Origin of the sequence: Pseudomonas migulae, assembly GCF_024169315.1 — a bacterium.
Lineage (GTDB): Bacteria > Pseudomonadota > Gammaproteobacteria > Pseudomonadales > Pseudomonadaceae > Aquipseudomonas > Aquipseudomonas migulae_B.
The window spans coordinates 3,423,789-3,440,020 of record NZ_JALJWR010000001.1 but is presented as its reverse complement, the minus strand read 5'-3'; the positions used below and the strand labels follow the sequence as shown (position 1 = coordinate 3,440,020).

The following is a 16,232-nucleotide window of genomic DNA, read 5'->3' as shown; positions in this document are numbered from 1 at the left end:
GTCGAATCGTCGCACCGCCGCTCCCACATTTGATCTCTGTCGGCCAGATGATCTTTTACAAAATACGCACGCGCAGCGAGCGGCCTTTGATCTTGCCGTCATTCAAGCGCTGCAAGGCCTGCTTGGCGATCCCGCGTTCAACAGCCACATACGCCTGGAAGTCGAAAATCGCAATCTTGCCAACCTGCGCGCCCGGAATACCGGCATCGCCAGTCAACGCGCCTAGAATGTCACCCGGACGAACTTTGTCTTTACGGCCCGCGCCGATGACCAGCGTACTCATCACCGGCAGCAACGGTCCGCCGCCCTGGGATTTGAGGTTGTCCAGCTGATCCCAGCTCAACGGCGACTTCTGCAGTTGCTCGATGGCTTGCGCGCGGTGCGCTTCCGACGGGGCGACCAGGCTGATCGCAATACCTTTCTCACCCGCACGACCGGTACGGCCAACACGGTGAATGTGGATTTCCGAATCACGGGCCAGTTCGACGTTGATCACCATGTCCAGCGCATCGATGTCCAGACCGCGCGCGGCGACATCAGTGGCAACCAGTACCGAGGTACTGCGGTTGGCGAACATCGCCAGCACCTGGTCGCGATCACGCTGTTCCAGATCGCCATGCAAACCGACGGCGGAGATGCCTTTGGCGGTCAGGTGATCAACGGTTTCCTGAACCTGCTGCTTGGTGAAGCAGAAGGCCACGCAGGACGCCGGACGGTGATGCGCGAGGACTTTGACCACGGCATCCATGCGCTCTTCCGGGGAAATCTCGTAGAAGCGCTGCTCGATTTGCGTGTCGTCGTGGAACGCTTCGGCTTTCACTTGCTGCGGATTGCGCATGAACTTCGAAGCCAGTTGCTTGATGCCCACTGGATACGTGGCGGAGAACAGCAGGGTCTGGCGACGCTCAGGGCACTGGGCGATGATTTCTTCGATGGAATCGTAGAAACCCATGTCGAGCATGCGGTCGGCTTCGTCGAGGATCAGCGTGTTCAGACCATGAAGGATCAGCGAACCCTTGCGCAGGTGCTGCTGGATGCGACCCGGGGTGCCGACGATGATGTGCGCGCCATGCTCCAGCGAACCGATCTGCGGGCCAAACGCTACGCCGCCGCACAGGGTCAGGATCTTGATGTTGTCTTCGGCGCGGGCCAGACGACGGAGTTCCTTGGCAACCTGGTCCGCCAGCTCGCGAGTCGGGCAGATGACCAGTGCCTGGCAACCGAAGAAGCGCGGATTGATCGGGTTCAGCAGGCCGATACCGAAGGCGGCGGTCTTGCCGCTGCCGGTCTTGGCCTGGGCGATCAGGTCCATCCCTTTCAGGATCACCGGCAAGCTTTGCGCCTGGATCGGCGTCATCTGGGCATAACCGAGGGAGTCGAGGTTAGCCAGCATGGCGGCGGACAGCGGCAAAGTATTAAAAGCGGTGGCGATGGTGGTCACGGGACTGGCCTGCAAAACAAAATGTCGCGCAGTGTATCAGTCTCTGGTCACTTACCTCGAAAGTTCTGGACGAACGCAAAACCTGTGGCGAGGAGATTTATCTGTGGTGAGGGGATAAATCCCCGTTGGGGTGCGGAGCGCCCCTAGATCTACCGCCTCGGTGGTTCAAATTGATTGCATTCAACCTTCTCGGGGGGCGCTGCGCACCCCAACGGGGATAAATCCCCTCGCCACAGATAAATCCTTCAACGCTAGTACCCGGCTCAATGTTCGATGTGTTCTTCCGGACGCTTGACGCGCCGTCCGTCTTCCTTTGAAAGCTGCGAGAAGATCGTCGCGGCCAGCATTGCCATGATTCCGACGGTCACAAACGTCAGTTGGAACGCGCCCAGTACCGTGTTCACACCGTCATTGCCGACCTCCGCCGTAAACCCGCCGAGCAGGGCGCCGGCACACGCAACGCCGAGGCTCAGGGACAATTGTGCGACCACCGACAGCAGGCTGTTGCCGCTGCTGGCGCTGGCGTCGTCGAGGTCGATCAGGGTCACGGTGTTCATCGCGGTGAACTGCAAGGAGTTGATCGCACCGAGGATCGCCAGCATGCCCAGCAGCAGCCAGTACGGCGTCTGCTCGCTGACCAGGCCCATGCTCGCCAGCATCAGCCCCAGTGCCAGCGTGTTGCCGGTGAGCACGATGCGATAGCCCAGACGTTCGATCAGCGGCCGCGCCACCGACTTGGCGACCATCGCCGCTGCGGCCAGCGGCAACATGCTCATCCCGGCCTGGGACGGCGAGTAACCCAGCGCCACTTGCAGCAGCAACGGCACGAGGAACGGCAACGCGCCGCTGCCCAGGCGGGCGAACAGGTTGCCGAGGATCCCCACGGCAAACGTTCGGGTTTTGAACAGCGACGGCGCGAACAGCGGATTCTCGATGTGCCCGGCCCGCAGCCAGTACGCCGCCAGACAGGCCATGCCGCCGAACAACAGCAACATCACGCGCAAGTGTGGCAGGTGCAGTTCGCCGAGGCCCTCCATGGCGACGGTGATCAGCACCATCGCCGCGCCAAACAGCAAGAAACCGAGGCTGTCGAAACGCGTGCGTTCGCTGCCGCGCAGGTCGGGAATGAATTTCCACACCGCATAGCAACCGATGGCGCCGACGGGCAGGTTGATCAGGAAGATCCAGTGCCAGGTCAGGTATTCGACCATCCAGCCGCCCATGGTCGGGCCGATCAACGGGCCGAGCAGGCCGGGAATGGTGATGAAACCCATGATCCGCACCAGTTCCGAGCGGGGGTAGGCGCGCAGCACCACCAGCCGCCCGACCGGGAGCATCAGCGCACCGCCCAGGCCCTGAATCACTCGGGCGCCGATCAGCATGCTCAAGGTGCTCGACAGGGCGCAGAGCAGAGAGCCGAGACTGAACAGCAGGATCGCGCCGAAGAAGATTTTCTTGGTGCCGAAGCGATCGGCGATCCAGCCCGAGGCGGGGATCAGCAGGGCGACGGTGAGCATGTAGGCGATGATCACGCCCTGCATGCGCAGCGGATCTTCCGCCAGGTCGCGGGCCATCGCCGGCAGGGCGGTGTTGAGGATGGTTCCGTCGAGGGACTGCATGAAGAAAGCGATGGCAACGACCCATGGAACCCAGCGGGCGGTGACGGCGTCGAGAGGCGGGCGGTTGGGCATGGGACCTCTTGTGAGTCGAAGTTAATGCAAGGTCATGGCTGGCACTGACTCTGTGGCGAGGGGATTTATCCCCGTTGGGCTGCGCAGCGGCCCCAAATTGGCAAACGCGGTTTGACAGACAGACCGCATTAGCCGGATTTACGACTGCTTCGCAGCCGAACGGGGATAAATCCCCTCGCCACAGGACCCCTGTGTACAGGGGGGTTGTGTTTACAGAGTTAAGGTCAGCCGGCTGACGAGCGCACCCGGCAACAACGCCGAAGCCGTGGCCCGCTGACTGTAAGTGCTCGCCGACAGCAACAACTCGCGCTCTTCGGTCAGCGCTTCCAGCTGTGAACCCAGCAAACTGTAGGCGCTGTCATCGAAACGCATGGTGCTGACCGGCGCCTGTATCTCGCCATTCTCGACCCAGAACGTCGCAAACCGCGTCATGCCGGTCATGCGCGCCCCCGGTTGGTCCGAGTAGTTCAAGTACCACAGATTGCTGATGTACAGCCCCGTGCCCAGTTGCTTGAGAATCTCCGCATCAGGCAACGCCCCGGCTGCCATGTTCAATGCACTGGGCATTTCACCGCCGCTGGCGCCGTTGGCGGTCAGGCCGTATTCGGCGGCACTGCGCGAGCTGACCATTTGCGCGCCGGCCTTGCCCTCGACAATCAGCTTGAGATCGCTGCGCGGATAACCCTCGCCGGAGAACGCCGGGCTCAACGAACCGCTAACCTTTTCATCGACGGACACGAGCGGGCTGAACGAACTGTCGCCCGCGTATAGCTTCTGCAGCGGGCTGTTTTTACTGGCGATCGACTGCGCCGAAAAACCGCCCCAGCCGAGGATGTCCATGATTTCGCCCATGGCGGCCGGTGCCAGATAGGCGCGGTACTGACCGGGCGGCAGAGTGCGTTGCGGCCTGCCGAGAAAAGCCAACTGCTCGCGTGCCTGGGCAAAGCGTTTGGCAAACCCTTCGCTGCTCCAGTCATGCCCGGCGTAGCTGGCTTTCACCGCTTGTCCGTTGTCATGAAACAGGCTGAAGTCAAAGTTGAAGCTGTTGGCCTGATGCCAGCCAAACGCGCCCGAGGAACTGGCGAAACCACGACTGATCGGACCTGCCGCATAGAAACCCACCAGGTCCAGCCCTTCGGCAGCCTGAGTGATTTCGGCAACCACCTGCTCGGTATCCGGCAGCGGATGCACCTGCACGTTCTTGCTCTGCCAGCCATTGTGGTTGAGCAGCAGATACGGATCTTTCGGCAGCAACGGCAAGGTGTCGCGCAACTGTTGCAGACCTTCGGCCAGCCGTTGGAGGTCGACTTCGGCCTCGCCTGACAGCGTAATGTCGAGGTCCGCATGCCGGCCCTCGTTGATCAGTTTGAAGCCGACACTGGCTTGCTGAACCTGACCGGCCTGACGCACCTTCGCATGGTTGAAACGCACGAAGGCCGACGACTCGGCGGCGTAGCTGAGGGTGAATTGCTCCGGCTCGCGAATCGCGTCGCGCAGCCAGTTGACCAGGGTCTTGAACCCATCGGCCTGATTGTTGGACGTACTCATCAGGCGTCTCCCCCAAACACATCCACATTGCTGAACACACAGGCCGGCGACGCATGGCCGACGCGGATCACCTGATTCGGTTCGCCCTTGCCACAGTTCGGCGTGCCGAGGACCTTGAAGGTGCTGGCATCGCCGACGGCGCTGAGGCTTTTCCAGAATTGCGCGGAAATCGCCCGGTAGTTCGGGTTTTTCACCACGCCCTTGAGTTCGCCGTTTTCGATCAGCTGAGCCCATTCGCAACCGAACTGGAATTTGTTGCGCGCATCGTCGATCGACCACGAGCGGTTGGTGCTCATCAAGATACCGTGCTCGATGTTGCCGATCAGTTGCTCGAGCGGCTGATCGCCAGGTTCGATGTTCAGGTTGGCCATGCGGTCGATCGGCGGGCGGTTCCAGCCGCAGGCGCGGCTGTTGGCGACGCCGTCCATGCCGGCACGGAACTGCGACAGCGCACCGCCCAGTGGACGCAGCAGCAAGCCTTCCTTGATCAGAAACTGTTTGCTGGCCGCGGTGCCGTCGTCGTCATGGCCGTAGCTGGCGAGCTGCTCAGGGATGTCCGGGTCGAAGGTCACGTTGAGCAGTTTCGAACCGTATTGCAGATGACCGAAGTCTTCTGCCTTGACGAAACTGGTGCCGGCGTAATTGCGCTCGTCGCCCAGGATGCGGTCCAGTTCCAGCGGGTGACCGATGGATTCGTGGATCTGCAGCATCATCTGGTCGGGCATCAGCAGCAGGTCGCGCGGGCCTTGCGGGGTGTTCGGGGCCAGCAGCAATTGCAGCGCCTGATCGGCGATTTTCGGGCCGGCACCCACCAGGCCGCAGCGACTGATCACATCAAAGCCGCCTTGTTGGCCGAAGTTTTCGCGGCCGAGGGTGCGGGTCTGGCTGTCGCTGCCGTCGTAGGCGGTGACTTCCAGGCTCGGGTAGATGAAACGCTGAGCCTGACGCAGTTCAGCGCCGGCGCTGCTGAGGTAGATCTGTTCGACGTTGGTGATGCCGATGCTCACCTGCCAGTTCACCAGTCGCTCGTCCTTGGGCACGGATGCGGATTCGGCGCCGAGCAGCTGATAGCAGTCGCTCAGGGACGGGAAAGGCTGGTCGAAGTTGGGTGAAAAGTAATCGGCGCGGTCGCTGGAAACAGCATGGTCACGCAGGTCGAGCAGGGCGTGGGGCTTGAGCCGACGGGCTTGCTGCTCGGCTTTTTCCAGCGCGGCTTGCAGGCCGGATTGCGACAGGTCGTTGGTCGCCGCGTAGGCTTCGACGCCGTTGACGCGCACGGTCAGCATCGCGCCTTCGTCACGACTCAGGCTTGGAGGTTCGGCAACGTTCTTGCGCACCGACAGGTATTGGCCGGACTCGCGCACATAACGCAGCGAAAAGAATTCAGCGCCCGTGCGCAACGCAGCGAAGCGCTGCTTGAGCTGGGGGTGGAAATCGAACATTCGTGAACCTCCTTGGTATGGAGTGGCGGTGCAGCGGTGTTGCGAAGGGGGGTGAAACGTTTGCGTGGCGCTAGATTAGGCCTGGGCGGGGAGCGATATCAAGGGCGGGGCGGTGTAGGAAGTGCCGGGGTGTGTCAGGCAGGGATGCGTTGTCTGGTCGAACCCCATCGCGGGCAAGCCCGCTCCCACAGGGGGCTTGGGTGAATCACAAATGTGTAATCCAACCCGGAACCTGGGGGAGCGGGCTTGCCCGCGATGAGCCACGCCGAGGCGTAACAGTCTTACTGAGCAGTCAGGCTCACATCCCGCAACGGCTTGCCACGCACCGGTGCATCACCGGCCACGTAGTAATCGGCCTTGCTGCGCGGTAACGGCTGGCGACCACGGATCTTGTCGGCGATTTTCTCGGCGATCATGATCGTTGGCGCGTTCAGGTTGCCGGTGGTGATGATCGGCATGATCGAGGCATCGACTACACGCAGGGCTTGCATGCCATGCACACGACCTTCGGCATCGACCACGGCCATTTCGTCGGTGCCCATCTTGCACGAGCAGGACGGGTGGAACGCGGTTTCGGCGTGCTCGCGGATGAACTTGTCGAGCTGCTCATCGGTTTGCACTTCAATGCCCGGGCTGATTTCGCGGCCACGGAAGGCGTCCAGTGCAGGCTGTTGCATGATTTCACGGGTCAGGCGGATGCCGTCGCGGAATTCCTGCCAGTCCTGCTCGGTGGCCATGTAGTTGAACAGGATGCTCGGGTACTCGCGCGGATCCTTGGACTTGGCCTGGATGCGACCGCGGCTCGGCGAACGCATGGAACCCATGTGCGCCTGGAAGCCGTGCTCTTTCACGCCGTTGCTGCCGTTGTAGTTAATCGCCACCGGCAAGAAGTGGTACTGGATGTTCGGCCAATCGAATTCTTCACGGGTACGGATGAAACCGCCGGCTTCGAACTGGTTGCTGGCGCCGATGCCGGTGCCGTTGAACAGCCATTCGGCACCGATGGCCGGCTGGTTGTACCAGAGCAGCGATGGGTACAGCGAGACGGGTTGGGTGCAGGCGTATTGCAGGTACAGCTCGAGGTGATCCTGCAGGTTTTCGCCGACGCCTGGCAGGTCGTGGACCACCGGGATGTCGAGCTTGTTCAGCAGTTCGGCCGGGCCGACGCCGGAGCGTTGCAGAATCTGCGGCGAAGCGATGGCGCCGGAGCACAGCAACACTTCTTTGCGGGCGCGGGCTTCAACGCGTTCTTCAGCCGCGCCGATCAGGTAACGCACGCCGACCGCACGCTTGCCTTCGAACAGGATCTTGTCGGTCAGGGCGTGGGTGACGATGGTCAGGGTCGAGCGCTTCTTGGCGACGTCCAGGTAACCGCGCGCGGTGCTGGCGCGACGGCCGTTCGGCGTCACGGTACGGTCCATCGGGCCGAAACCTTCCTGTTGGTAACCGTTCAGGTCTTCGGTGCGCGGGTAACCGGCTTGCACGCCGGCTTCAACCATCGCGTGGAACAGCGGGTTGTTGCCGGCCTTCGGCGTGGTCACGCTGACCGGACCGTCGCCACCGTGGTAGTCGTTCGGGCCGATGTCGCGGGTTTCAGCCTTGCGGAAATACGGCAGGCAGTTCAGGTAGTCCCAGTCTTCAAGACCTGGCAGCTTGGCCCAGTTGTCGTAATCCATCGCGTTGCCGCGGATGTAGCACATGCCGTTGATCAGCGAAGAACCACCCAGGCCCTTGCCGCGCCCGCATTCCATCCGGCGACCGTCCATGTGCGGCTCTGGATCGGTTTCGTAGGCCCAGTTGTAGCGACGACCTTGCAGCGGGAACGCCAGGGCGGCCGGCATTTGCGTGCGGAAGTCCAGACGATAGTCCGGGCCGCCGGCTTCGAGCAGCAGGACGGTGACGCCTTCGTCTTCAGTCAGACGGGTCGCCAGGGTGTTACCGGCGGAGCCGGCACCGATGATGATGTAATCGAATTCTTGGGACATTGAAATGCACCCTCTTTGAAGTTGGTTCAGGTCGCGGGTCGCCTGGACGCCGCGCAACCTTGTGGCGAGGGGATTTATCCCCGTCCGGCTGCGCAGCAGTCGTAAACTCAGCGACTGGTTCTATCTGAAGAGACGCGGTGTCTGGATAGGGCCGCTACGCAGCCCAACGGGGATAAATCCCCTCGCCACAATGGCGTTCGCTCCAGATTTCGCGCAGATCAGAACACCGAGGCGTAATCGCCCAGCTCAACCTGTACCGATTTGATGCGTGTGAAGTTGTTCAGCGAGCTGATGCCGTTCTCACGACCAACACCCGACTGCTTGTAGCCGCCGACCGGCATCTTCGCGTCGGACTCGCCCCAGGCGTTGATCCAGCAGATACCGGCTTCCAGTTGATGAATCACGCGGTGAGCGCGGTTCAGGTCCTTGGTGACGACGCCAGCGGCCAGGCCGAAGTCGGTGTCGTTGGCACGACGGATCACTTCTTCTTCGGTTTCGTAGGTGAGGATCGCCATGACCGGGCCGAAGATTTCTTCGCGCACGATGGTCATCTCGTCGGTGCAGTCGGTGAACACGGTCGGTGCCACGAACGCGCCTTTGGCGAACTCGCCTTCGGTCAGACGGCTGCCGCCGCACAGCACGCGAGCGCCTTCTTCCTTACCTTTGGCGATGTAACCCAGCACACTTTCCATGTGGGCGAAGCTGACCAGCGGGCCGAAGTTGGTGTTTTCGTCTTCCGGATTGCCGATGCGGATGCGCGCAACGCGCTCAGCGATCTTGGCTTCGAAAGCCGCTTTCAGGTGGCTCGGTACGAACACGCGAGTACCGTTGGTGCAGACCTGACCGGAGCTGTAGAAGTTGGCCATCATCGCGGTGTCGGCGGCGCGATCGAGGTCGGCGTCGTCGAAAATGATCAGCGGGGATTTGCCGCCCAGTTCCATGGTCACGTCTTTCAGCGACGAGGCGGAGGCGCTGGCCATAACCTTCTTGCCGGTGTCGGTGCCGCCGGTGAAGGAGATTTTTTCGATGCGCGGGTGCTCGGTCAGCCAGGTGCCGACTTCGCGGCCGCTGCCGGTCAGGACGTTGAACACGCCAGCTGGCAGGCCTGCTTCGGTGTAGATCTCGGCCAGCTTCAGCGTGGTCAGGGAAGTGACTTCGCTTGGCTTGAAGATCATCGCGTTACCGGCCGCCAGGGCTGGTGCGGATTTCCACAGGGCGATCTGGATCGGGTAGTTCCACGCGCCGATACCGGCCACAACGCCCAGCGGCTCGCGACGGGTGTAGACGAACGACGTGGTACGCAGCGGAATCTGCTCGCCTTCGATGGCCGGAACCAGGCCAGCGTAGTACTCCAGCACGTCAGCGCCGGTGACGATGTCGACATACTTGGTTTCGGAGAACGATTTACCGGTGTCCAGGGTTTCCAGGGCAGCCAGTTCATCGTTGCGCTCGCGCAGGATGTCGACGGCGCGACGCAGGATGCGCGAACGCTCCATGGCAGTCATCGCGGCCCAGATTTTCTGGCCCTTTTCGGCGCTGACCACCGCGCGCTCGACGTCTTCCTTGGTCGCGCGTTGTACTTTTGCGAGGACTTCACCGTTAGCCGGGTTGATGGCTTCGAAAGTGGCGTCGCTGCTGGCGTCACTGTAGCCGCCATCGATGTAGAGTTTTTGCAGTTCGAAACGGGCCATAAAGTCCTCGCAAGTGCATAAGTGGTTGGCGTTAACCACCGGGTGTGCCGTGAAGCAGTTGGCATCACATCGGTAGCGTTCAGGGGTTGAGCGTTTTATGTGTGCTCTAACTCACCCGCTTGGCCAGTTGGAAATCCATGTATTCGTAAGCGATCCGGTGCGCCTGCTCGGTGTCGAAAGCATCTCCCGACAGCGCGCCGCGCAACCACAAACCGTCAATGAGGGCTGCCAGGCCCCGGGCTGCACTGCGCGCATCATCGAGCGGCAATACGCGGCGGAACTGGCAGCACAGGTTGGAATACAGACGGTGATCGTTGATCCGCTGCAACCTGTGCAAAGACGGGTGGTGCATGCTGGTGGCCCAGAAGGCCAGCCAGGTTTTCATTGCCGGGCCATTAACCTGGCTGGCGTCGAAGTTGCCTTCGATGATCACCTGCAGATGCGCCCTGGGGCTTGCATCTGTCAGCGCCTGACGGCGCGCGGTGACGTTCTCGCTCAGGACACTCATCAGGTACTGCGCCGTGGCAGCGATCAGGCCGTTCTTGTCCTGAAAATAATGACTGATGATGCCATTAGAGACACCGGCCAAACGGGCGATCAGCGCAATGCTGGCGTCCCCCATCCCGACCTGATCAACGGCCTGCAATGTGGCTTCGATCAACTGCTGGCGGCGGATGGGTTGCATACCGACCTTGGGCATCTTGCACATCTCCTTAGGCCTTCCGGCAGACGCAAAACGTCTATCGGACTGAGGGCCAGTCTATTTTGTTTTGATTGAACGTTCAATCAACAAAGAATAAGATCTGCGACAAATCGTCGCTGCTTACAGATTTTTCCTACGTGTAAATGGCGATAAACCGACATCCAAAACGGCTCGAAACCTATACGCAATGGCGTCTGAAGGCTTCGGGCTTTTTTCGGGGTGTCTTTATATCACCCGCCGGTCGGCTGCCAACTAACCGATTGGTCGGGTATCGCGTTGCCTTGTGTTCTTCTCTCGCACTGCCGGAGCATCTGTGCCATGAGTTTTGCCTCTCTTATAAAGACCCCGCCCGAGAAGGTGACGGTCAACGGTTGGGTGTTCTACACCTCTACCGCGCTGATCCTGCTGTTGACCGCCATTCTGATCATCGCCCCGCAAGAGGCCGGCAGATTGCTCGGTATTGCCCAGGCCTGGTTGTCCCGCAGCTTCGGTTGGTACTACATGGTGGTGATCGCCGCCTACCTGGTTTTCGTGGTCGGCCTGGCGTTTTCGTCCTACGGCAAGCTCAAGCTGGGCAGCAAGGATGACACCCCGGACTTCAGTTATGGCGCCTGGGCGGGGATGCTGTTTTCCTCGGGGATCGGCATCTCGCTGTTGTACTTCGGTGCTTCCGAGCCGCTGGACCACTACTTCAACCCGCCGGAAGGCGTGGCCGGCAGCAACATGGCCGCGCGTCAGGCAGTGCAGCTGACTTTCCTGCACTGGGGCCTGCACGGCTGGGCGATCTACGCATTGGTCGGCCTGGCCGTGGCGTATTTTGCCTACCGCCATAACCAACCGCTGGCGTTGCGTTCGGCGCTGTATCCGCTGGTGGGCGAGCGTTGGGTCAAAGGCGCGGCCGGTCACGCGGTGGACGGCTTCGGCATGTTCGTGACCCTGCTGGGGCTGGTGACGAACCTGGGGATTGGTTCGCTGCAAGTGTCTTCCGGGCTGGAAAACCTGTTCGGCATGGAACACAGCAACACCAACCTGCTGATCGTGATCATCGTGATGAGCACCGTGGCGACCATCGCTGCCGTGTCTGGCGTGGAAAACGGCATTCGTCGTCTGTCCAACCTGAACATCGTGCTGTTCAGCGGCCTGCTGATTTTCGTGCTGCTGTTCGGCCCGACCCTGCACCTGCTCAACGGCTTCGTGCAAAACGTCGGTGACTACCTGAACGGCGTGGTGCTGAAGACCTTCGACCTCTACGTGTACGAAGGCGACAGCGAGAAATCCGATCGTTGGTTGGGCTTGTGGACCCTGTTCTACTGGGCGTGGTGGATTTCCTGGGCGCCATTCGTGGGCATGTTCATCGCGCGTATTTCCCGTGGTCGCACGGTGCGTGAACTGGTCGCTGGCGTACTGCTGATTCCGCTGGGTTTCACCCTGGCGTGGCTGTCGATCTTCGGTAACTCGGCCCTGGACCTGGTGATGAACCATGGGGCGGTGGAGCTCGGGAAGACGGCGCTGGAACAGCCGTCGATGGCGATCTACCAGTTGCTGGAGCATTACCCGGCGTCGAAAGTGGTGATCGGTGTATCGATTTTCGTTGGTTTCGTGCTGTTCCTGACCCCGGCGGATTCCGGCGCGGTGATGATGGCCAACCTTTCGTGCAAGGGCGGCAATGTCGACGAAGACGCGCCGCACTGGCTGCGGATCTTCTGGTCCGTCGTCATCACCCTGGTGACCATCGGCCTGCTGTTCGCCGGTAACTTCGAAGCCATGCAGACCATGGTGGTGCTGGCCGGTCTGCCGTTCTCGGTGGTGCTGGTGTTCTTCATGTTCGGCTTGCACAAGGCCATGCGCCAGGACGTGCAGATCGAACAGGAGCAAGCGGAACTGGCTGCACGCGGTCGTCGTGGTTTCAGCGAGCGTCTGAGTCAGCTGGACCTGCAACCGAACCAGTCGATCGTTCAGCGTTTCATGGACAAGCAAGTCAGCCCGGCCCTGGAAGAGGCCGTGGTGCAATTGCGCGGCAAAGGCCTGGACGTGCAAACGTTGCTGGGCAAGGCCAAGCGTTGCATGGGCCTGCGGATCGAGATGGAAGAGGGCAACCCTTTCGTCTATGAAGTGAGCCTGGATGGCTATCTGGCTGCGGCGAGCGACACGGTGTCGGCTGAAAGTGCTGATGAACCGCGTGCGCGCTATTACCGTGCCGAGGTGTACCTGCACAATGGCAGCCAGGATTATGACCTGATGGGTTTCACTCAGGATCAGATCACCCGTGACGTGCTCGATCAGTTTGAAAGCCATCGGCAACTCCTTGGCCGGGTTTATAGCTGAGTTGTGAGTGACGCGGTGTTTCGGTCTGAAGCACCGCGTCGCATTCTTCGCGAGCAAGCCCGCACCCACACTTGATCTCTAGTGGTCACCAATTCTGTGTTCACTGCAGACCTAATGTGGGAGCGGGCTTGCTCGCGAAGGGGCCGTCAGCCGCAAAGCTGATTGACCCGATATCCCATAAACAAAAACGCCGCGATCCTCTCGCGGCGTTTTTGTGTCTGCTGCCTTACCCCAGGTTCTTGCCGAGCAGCGCGTGATAGAGCTCGCTGTCGCCGAGAATCCCGACCACCTTGTTGTTGTCGTGCAGCACCAGTTTGTTGCCGGTCTGATAACGAATCTGCAACGCGTCGCGCATGCCGATGTTCGAATCCACCAGCGTCGGCCGGCGACCCAGCCCTTCAACCGCTTGCCCTGGAATCCAGTTCTGCAGGTCCAGGCTGGCGCCGTTCTGGCGGGCACCCTTGATGGTGTTGCCTTCGGCCAGGTCCAGCCACGAATCGCCGCCCGGATCGAGGCAGACCGAACCGTTGATGCGTTTGCAGTTGTCGAGGGTGCGCATCAGGCTGCGGCCGCACAACACGTTCAGCGGGTTGGTGTGCGCGACGAAGGTCCGCACGTAGTCGTCCGCCGGGTTCAACACGATTTCTTCAGGCTTGCTGTACTGAATGATCCGGCCGTCTTTCATGATCGCGATGCGGCTGCCCAGCTTCAGGGCTTCATCGAGGTCGTGGCTCACGAAGACGATGGTTTTGCTGAGCTTGCGTTGCAGCTCCAGCAGTTCGTCTTGCAGGCCTTGGCGGATCAGCGGGTCGAGGGCCGAGAACGGTTCGTCCATCAGCAGGATGTCGGCGTCCATCGCCAGCGCACGGGCCAGGCCCACGCGTTGTTGCATGCCACCGGACAGCTCGTTGGGTTTCTTGTTGCGCCATTGGGTCAGGCCCACCAGCTCAAGCTTCTCGTCGACCAGTTTGCGGCGTTCTTTCTCAGGGCGACCCTGCATTTCCAGACCGAAACTGATGTTCTCGCGCACCGTCAACCAAGGCATCAGGGCGAACTTCTGGAACACCATCGCAATGCGCTTGGTGCGCATCATTTTCAGTTCTGCCGGGGTGCAGGAAGCGATGTCGATCTGCTTGCCTTCGTGCTCGACAAACAGCTTGCCGCGGCTGACGGTGTTGAGGCCGTTGATGCAGCGCAGCAGACTGGACTTGCCGGAGCCGGACAGGCCCATCAGTACGCAGATTTCACCTTTTTCGACGTCCAGGCTGGCCTTTTCGACCCCGACGATCTGCCCGGTCTTTTTCAGGATCTCGTTACGGGTCATGCCCTGATCCAGCAGCTTGAGTGCCTCGCGTGGATCCTTGGAGAAGATTACGTCGACGTTTTCGAAGCGAATAATGCTCATGCGTCACCCCCTACTTTGGCGTCGGGTTGTTTGCAGATACGGTCGAGCATGATCGCCAGCAGTACGATCGCCAGGCCCGCTTCGAAGCCCAGGGCGATATCAGCAGTGTTCAGTGCGTTGACCACGGGTTTGCCCAGGCCGTCGGCGCCCACCAGTGCCGCGATCACCACCATCGACAGCGACAGCATGATGCACTGGGTGATACCGGCCGCGATGCTTGGCATGGCGTGGGGCAATTCAATTCGTGAGAGCAGCTGACGTCGCGAGCAGCCAAAGGCTTTGCCAGCGTCCATCAATTCTTCCGGGACATCGCGAATGCCCAGGTAGGTCAGGCGGATGGGCGCGGCAATCGCGAACACCACCGTGGAGATCAGACCCGGGACCACACCCAGACCGAAGAGGGTCAGGGTAGGAATGAGGTAAACGAAGGTCGGTACGGTCTGCATCAGATCGAGTACCGGACGCATCACGGTGTAGAACATCGGTTTGTGCGCGGCGACGATGCCCAGCGGCACGCCGATGACCACGCAGACCAGGGTGGCGAACAACACCTGGGCGAGGGTTTCCATGGTTTCCTGCCAGTACCCCAGATTGAGGATCAGCAGGAAGGAGGCAATGACGAAAACGGTCAGCCCCCACTTTCGTTGAATGAAGTGTGCCAGTAGCGCGATGAGGCCGATCAATGCCAGCGGGTTGAACCAGGTCAGCGCAAAAGTCACGCCGTGGATCATCGTTTCCAGTGACACGGCGATTGCGTCGAAGGTGTTGGCGCCGTGTTGCGTCAACCATTCAACGAAGCCCGCGATGTACTGGCCTAGAGGTATTTTCTGATCAATCAGCATGGTAGTGAACGTCCGCATGCAAGGAAATAAACAGCCCGGGCGAGCGAACCCGCCCGGCGTAAGCGATTACTGCGCGAGCTTGGCTTTCACGGCCTCCAGGCCTGGTTTACCGTCAATGGTGGTCACGCCAGCGAGCCAGGTATCGAGGACCTGTGGATTCTTTTTCAGCCAGGCCTTGGCGGCCGCGTCAGGCTTCATTTTGTCGTCCAGGACGTTGCCCATCAGCGTGCTTTCCATGTCCAGGGTGAACACCAGGTTTTTCAGCAACTGACCCACGTTGCCGCATTCCTGTGCGTAGCCCTTGCGGGTGTTGGTGAAGATGGTTGCCTGACCGAAGTTCGGGCCGAAAAACTCGTCGCCGCCGGTCAGGTACTTCATCTTGAAGCGCGTGTTCATCGGGTGTGGTTCCCAGCCCAGGAACACCACGGCGGTGTTGCGGCGCTGGGCGCGATCGACTTGCGAGAGCATGCCTGCCTCGCTGGACTCGACTACCTTGAAGCCGGCGTCTTTCAGGCCGAAGGCATTCTTGTCGATCATGCTCTGGATCAGGCGGTTGCCGTCGTTGCCTGGTTCGATGCCGTAGATCTTGCCGTCGAGTTCTTTCTTGAACTTGGCGATGTCGGCGAAATCTTTCAGACCCTTGTTATACAACTCTTCGGGCACGGCGAGTGTGTATTTTGCGTTTTCGAGGTTGGCGCGCAGGGTGTCCACGGTGCCGGCATCGCGGTAGGCCTTGATGTCGTTTTCCATGGTCGGCATCCAGTTCCCCAGGAAGACGTCCATGTTCTTGCCGTCGGCCAGGGACTTGTAGGTCACCGGCACGGAAATCATCGTGGTTTTGGTCTTGTAGCCCAAGGCATCGAGAACGACGCTGGTGGTGGCGGTGGTGACGGTAATGTCAGTCCAGCCGACATCGGAGAAGTTTACGGTACTGCACTGAGCGGGTTCTGCGGCTTGAGCCAGTAACGGCAGACTCAGCATGGCGGCCAACAACAACGACGGGGAACCTTTCATGGATGGACTCCTTGGTGTTTTTTTTGGCAGTGTTCCGACTGGACCACCGCACTTATAGGTTGCGGTTGGATGGCGTTTTGGAGACAGCTCTACCACGGCGCCTTGCAATCGAGTCGATACGATCATGTACCAGTGAAAATCTGAC

11 protein-coding genes are annotated in these 16,232 nt (G+C 60.7%); 1 reads left to right on the top strand and 10 read right to left on the bottom strand.

Features of this window, described 5'->3' with window-relative positions; genetic code table 11:
• Positions 1-55: 55 nt before the first annotated feature.
• The 7 genes from dbpA to betI all read right to left on the bottom strand — a co-directional run bounded on the left by dbpA (position 56) and on the right by betI (position 10,498).
• Positions 56-1,393, bottom strand: a complete 1,338-nt coding sequence (gene dbpA, locus J2Y86_RS15740) for an ATP-dependent RNA helicase DbpA (protein WP_250548323.1) — start codon at positions 1,391-1,393, stop codon at positions 56-58.
• A 311-nt stretch (positions 1,394-1,704) separates the two neighbouring features.
• The gene (mdtD, locus tag J2Y86_RS15735; RefSeq protein ID WP_253433077.1) at positions 1,705-3,132 is read right to left on the bottom strand and encodes a multidrug transporter subunit MdtD; all 1,428 of its coding nucleotides are present in this window, start codon (positions 3,130-3,132) and stop codon (positions 1,705-1,707) included.
• A 210-nt stretch (positions 3,133-3,342) separates the two neighbouring features.
• Positions 3,343-4,680: a TldD/PmbA family protein gene (locus J2Y86_RS15730; protein WP_253433073.1), complete on the bottom strand. Its 1,338-nt coding sequence runs from the start codon at positions 4,678-4,680 to the stop codon at positions 3,343-3,345.
• Positions 4,680-6,122, bottom strand: coding sequence for a TldD/PmbA family protein (locus J2Y86_RS15725; RefSeq protein ID WP_253433070.1), 1,443 nt, complete (start codon positions 6,120-6,122; stop codon positions 4,680-4,682). Before J2Y86_RS15725 ends, J2Y86_RS15730 begins: the two co-directional genes overlap by 1 nt.
• Positions 6,123-6,403: 281 nt before the next feature.
• Positions 6,404-8,107, bottom strand: a complete 1,704-nt coding sequence (gene betA / locus J2Y86_RS15720) for a choline dehydrogenase (RefSeq protein ID WP_253433067.1) — start codon at positions 8,105-8,107, stop codon at positions 6,404-6,406.
• A 218-nt stretch (positions 8,108-8,325) separates the two neighbouring features.
• Positions 8,326-9,798: a betaine-aldehyde dehydrogenase gene (gene betB / locus J2Y86_RS15715; RefSeq protein ID WP_253433064.1), complete on the bottom strand. Its 1,473-nt coding sequence runs from the start codon at positions 9,796-9,798 to the stop codon at positions 8,326-8,328.
• Positions 9,799-9,904: 106 nt separating this feature from the next.
• Positions 9,905-10,498, bottom strand: coding sequence for a transcriptional regulator BetI (betI, locus tag J2Y86_RS15710; RefSeq protein WP_253433062.1), 594 nt, complete (start codon positions 10,496-10,498; stop codon positions 9,905-9,907).
• Between the two features lie 378 nt (positions 10,499-10,876).
• Between betI and J2Y86_RS15705 the strand changes: the two genes are divergently transcribed.
• On the top strand, positions 10,877-12,826 hold the full coding sequence (locus J2Y86_RS15705) for a BCCT family transporter (protein WP_253440319.1): 1,950 nt from the start codon (positions 10,877-10,879) through the stop codon (positions 12,824-12,826).
• 226 nt (positions 12,827-13,052) lie between these two features.
• On the opposite strand, the gene choV is transcribed toward J2Y86_RS15705, so the two are convergent.
• From choV to J2Y86_RS15690, 3 genes are all read right to left on the bottom strand, one after another.
• Positions 13,053-14,231 (bottom strand): choline ABC transporter ATP-binding protein, encoded by a 1,179-nt coding sequence (choV, locus tag J2Y86_RS15700; protein ID WP_095127144.1) that lies wholly within the window; start codon positions 14,229-14,231, stop codon positions 13,053-13,055.
• Positions 14,228-15,073, bottom strand: coding sequence for a choline ABC transporter permease subunit (gene choW, locus J2Y86_RS15695; RefSeq protein ID WP_253433057.1), 846 nt, complete (start codon positions 15,071-15,073; stop codon positions 14,228-14,230). Before choW ends, choV begins: the two co-directional genes overlap by 4 nt.
• A gap of 66 nt (positions 15,074-15,139) precedes the next feature.
• A complete protein-coding gene (locus J2Y86_RS15690; protein ID WP_253433054.1) occupies positions 15,140-16,087 on the bottom strand; it encodes a choline ABC transporter substrate-binding protein in 948 nt (315 codons plus the stop codon).
• Positions 16,088-16,232: the final 145 nt, after the last annotated feature.

What these genes read in the sequence shown, in the direction of transcription:
- dbpA (WP_250548323.1), bottom strand. Translation starts at nt 1,393, where the DNA reads ATGCTGGCTAACCTCGACTCCCTCGGTTATGCCCAGATGACGCCGATC.
- mdtD (WP_253433077.1), bottom strand. Translation starts at nt 3,132, where the DNA reads ATGCCCAACCGCCCGCCTCTCGACGCCGTCACCGCCCGCTGGGTTCCA.
- J2Y86_RS15730 (WP_253433073.1), bottom strand. Translation starts at nt 4,680, where the DNA reads ATGAGTACGTCCAACAATCAGGCCGATGGGTTCAAGACCCTGGTCAAC.
- J2Y86_RS15725 (WP_253433070.1), bottom strand. Translation starts at nt 6,122, where the DNA reads ATGTTCGATTTCCACCCCCAGCTCAAGCAGCGCTTCGCTGCGTTGCGC.
- betA (WP_253433067.1), bottom strand. Translation starts at nt 8,107, where the DNA reads ATGTCCCAAGAATTCGATTACATCATCATCGGTGCCGGCTCCGCCGGT.
- betB (WP_253433064.1), bottom strand. Translation starts at nt 9,798, where the DNA reads ATGGCCCGTTTCGAACTGCAAAAACTCTACATCGATGGCGGCTACAGT.
- betI (WP_253433062.1), bottom strand. Translation starts at nt 10,498, where the DNA reads ATGCCCAAGGTCGGTATGCAACCCATCCGCCGCCAGCAGTTGATCGAA.
- choV (WP_095127144.1), bottom strand. Translation starts at nt 14,231, where the DNA reads ATGAGCATTATTCGCTTCGAAAACGTCGACGTAATCTTCTCCAAGGAT.
- choW (WP_253433057.1), bottom strand. Translation starts at nt 15,073, where the DNA reads ATGCTGATTGATCAGAAAATACCTCTAGGCCAGTACATCGCGGGCTTC.
- J2Y86_RS15690 (WP_253433054.1), bottom strand. Translation starts at nt 16,087, where the DNA reads ATGAAAGGTTCCCCGTCGTTGTTGTTGGCCGCCATGCTGAGTCTGCCG.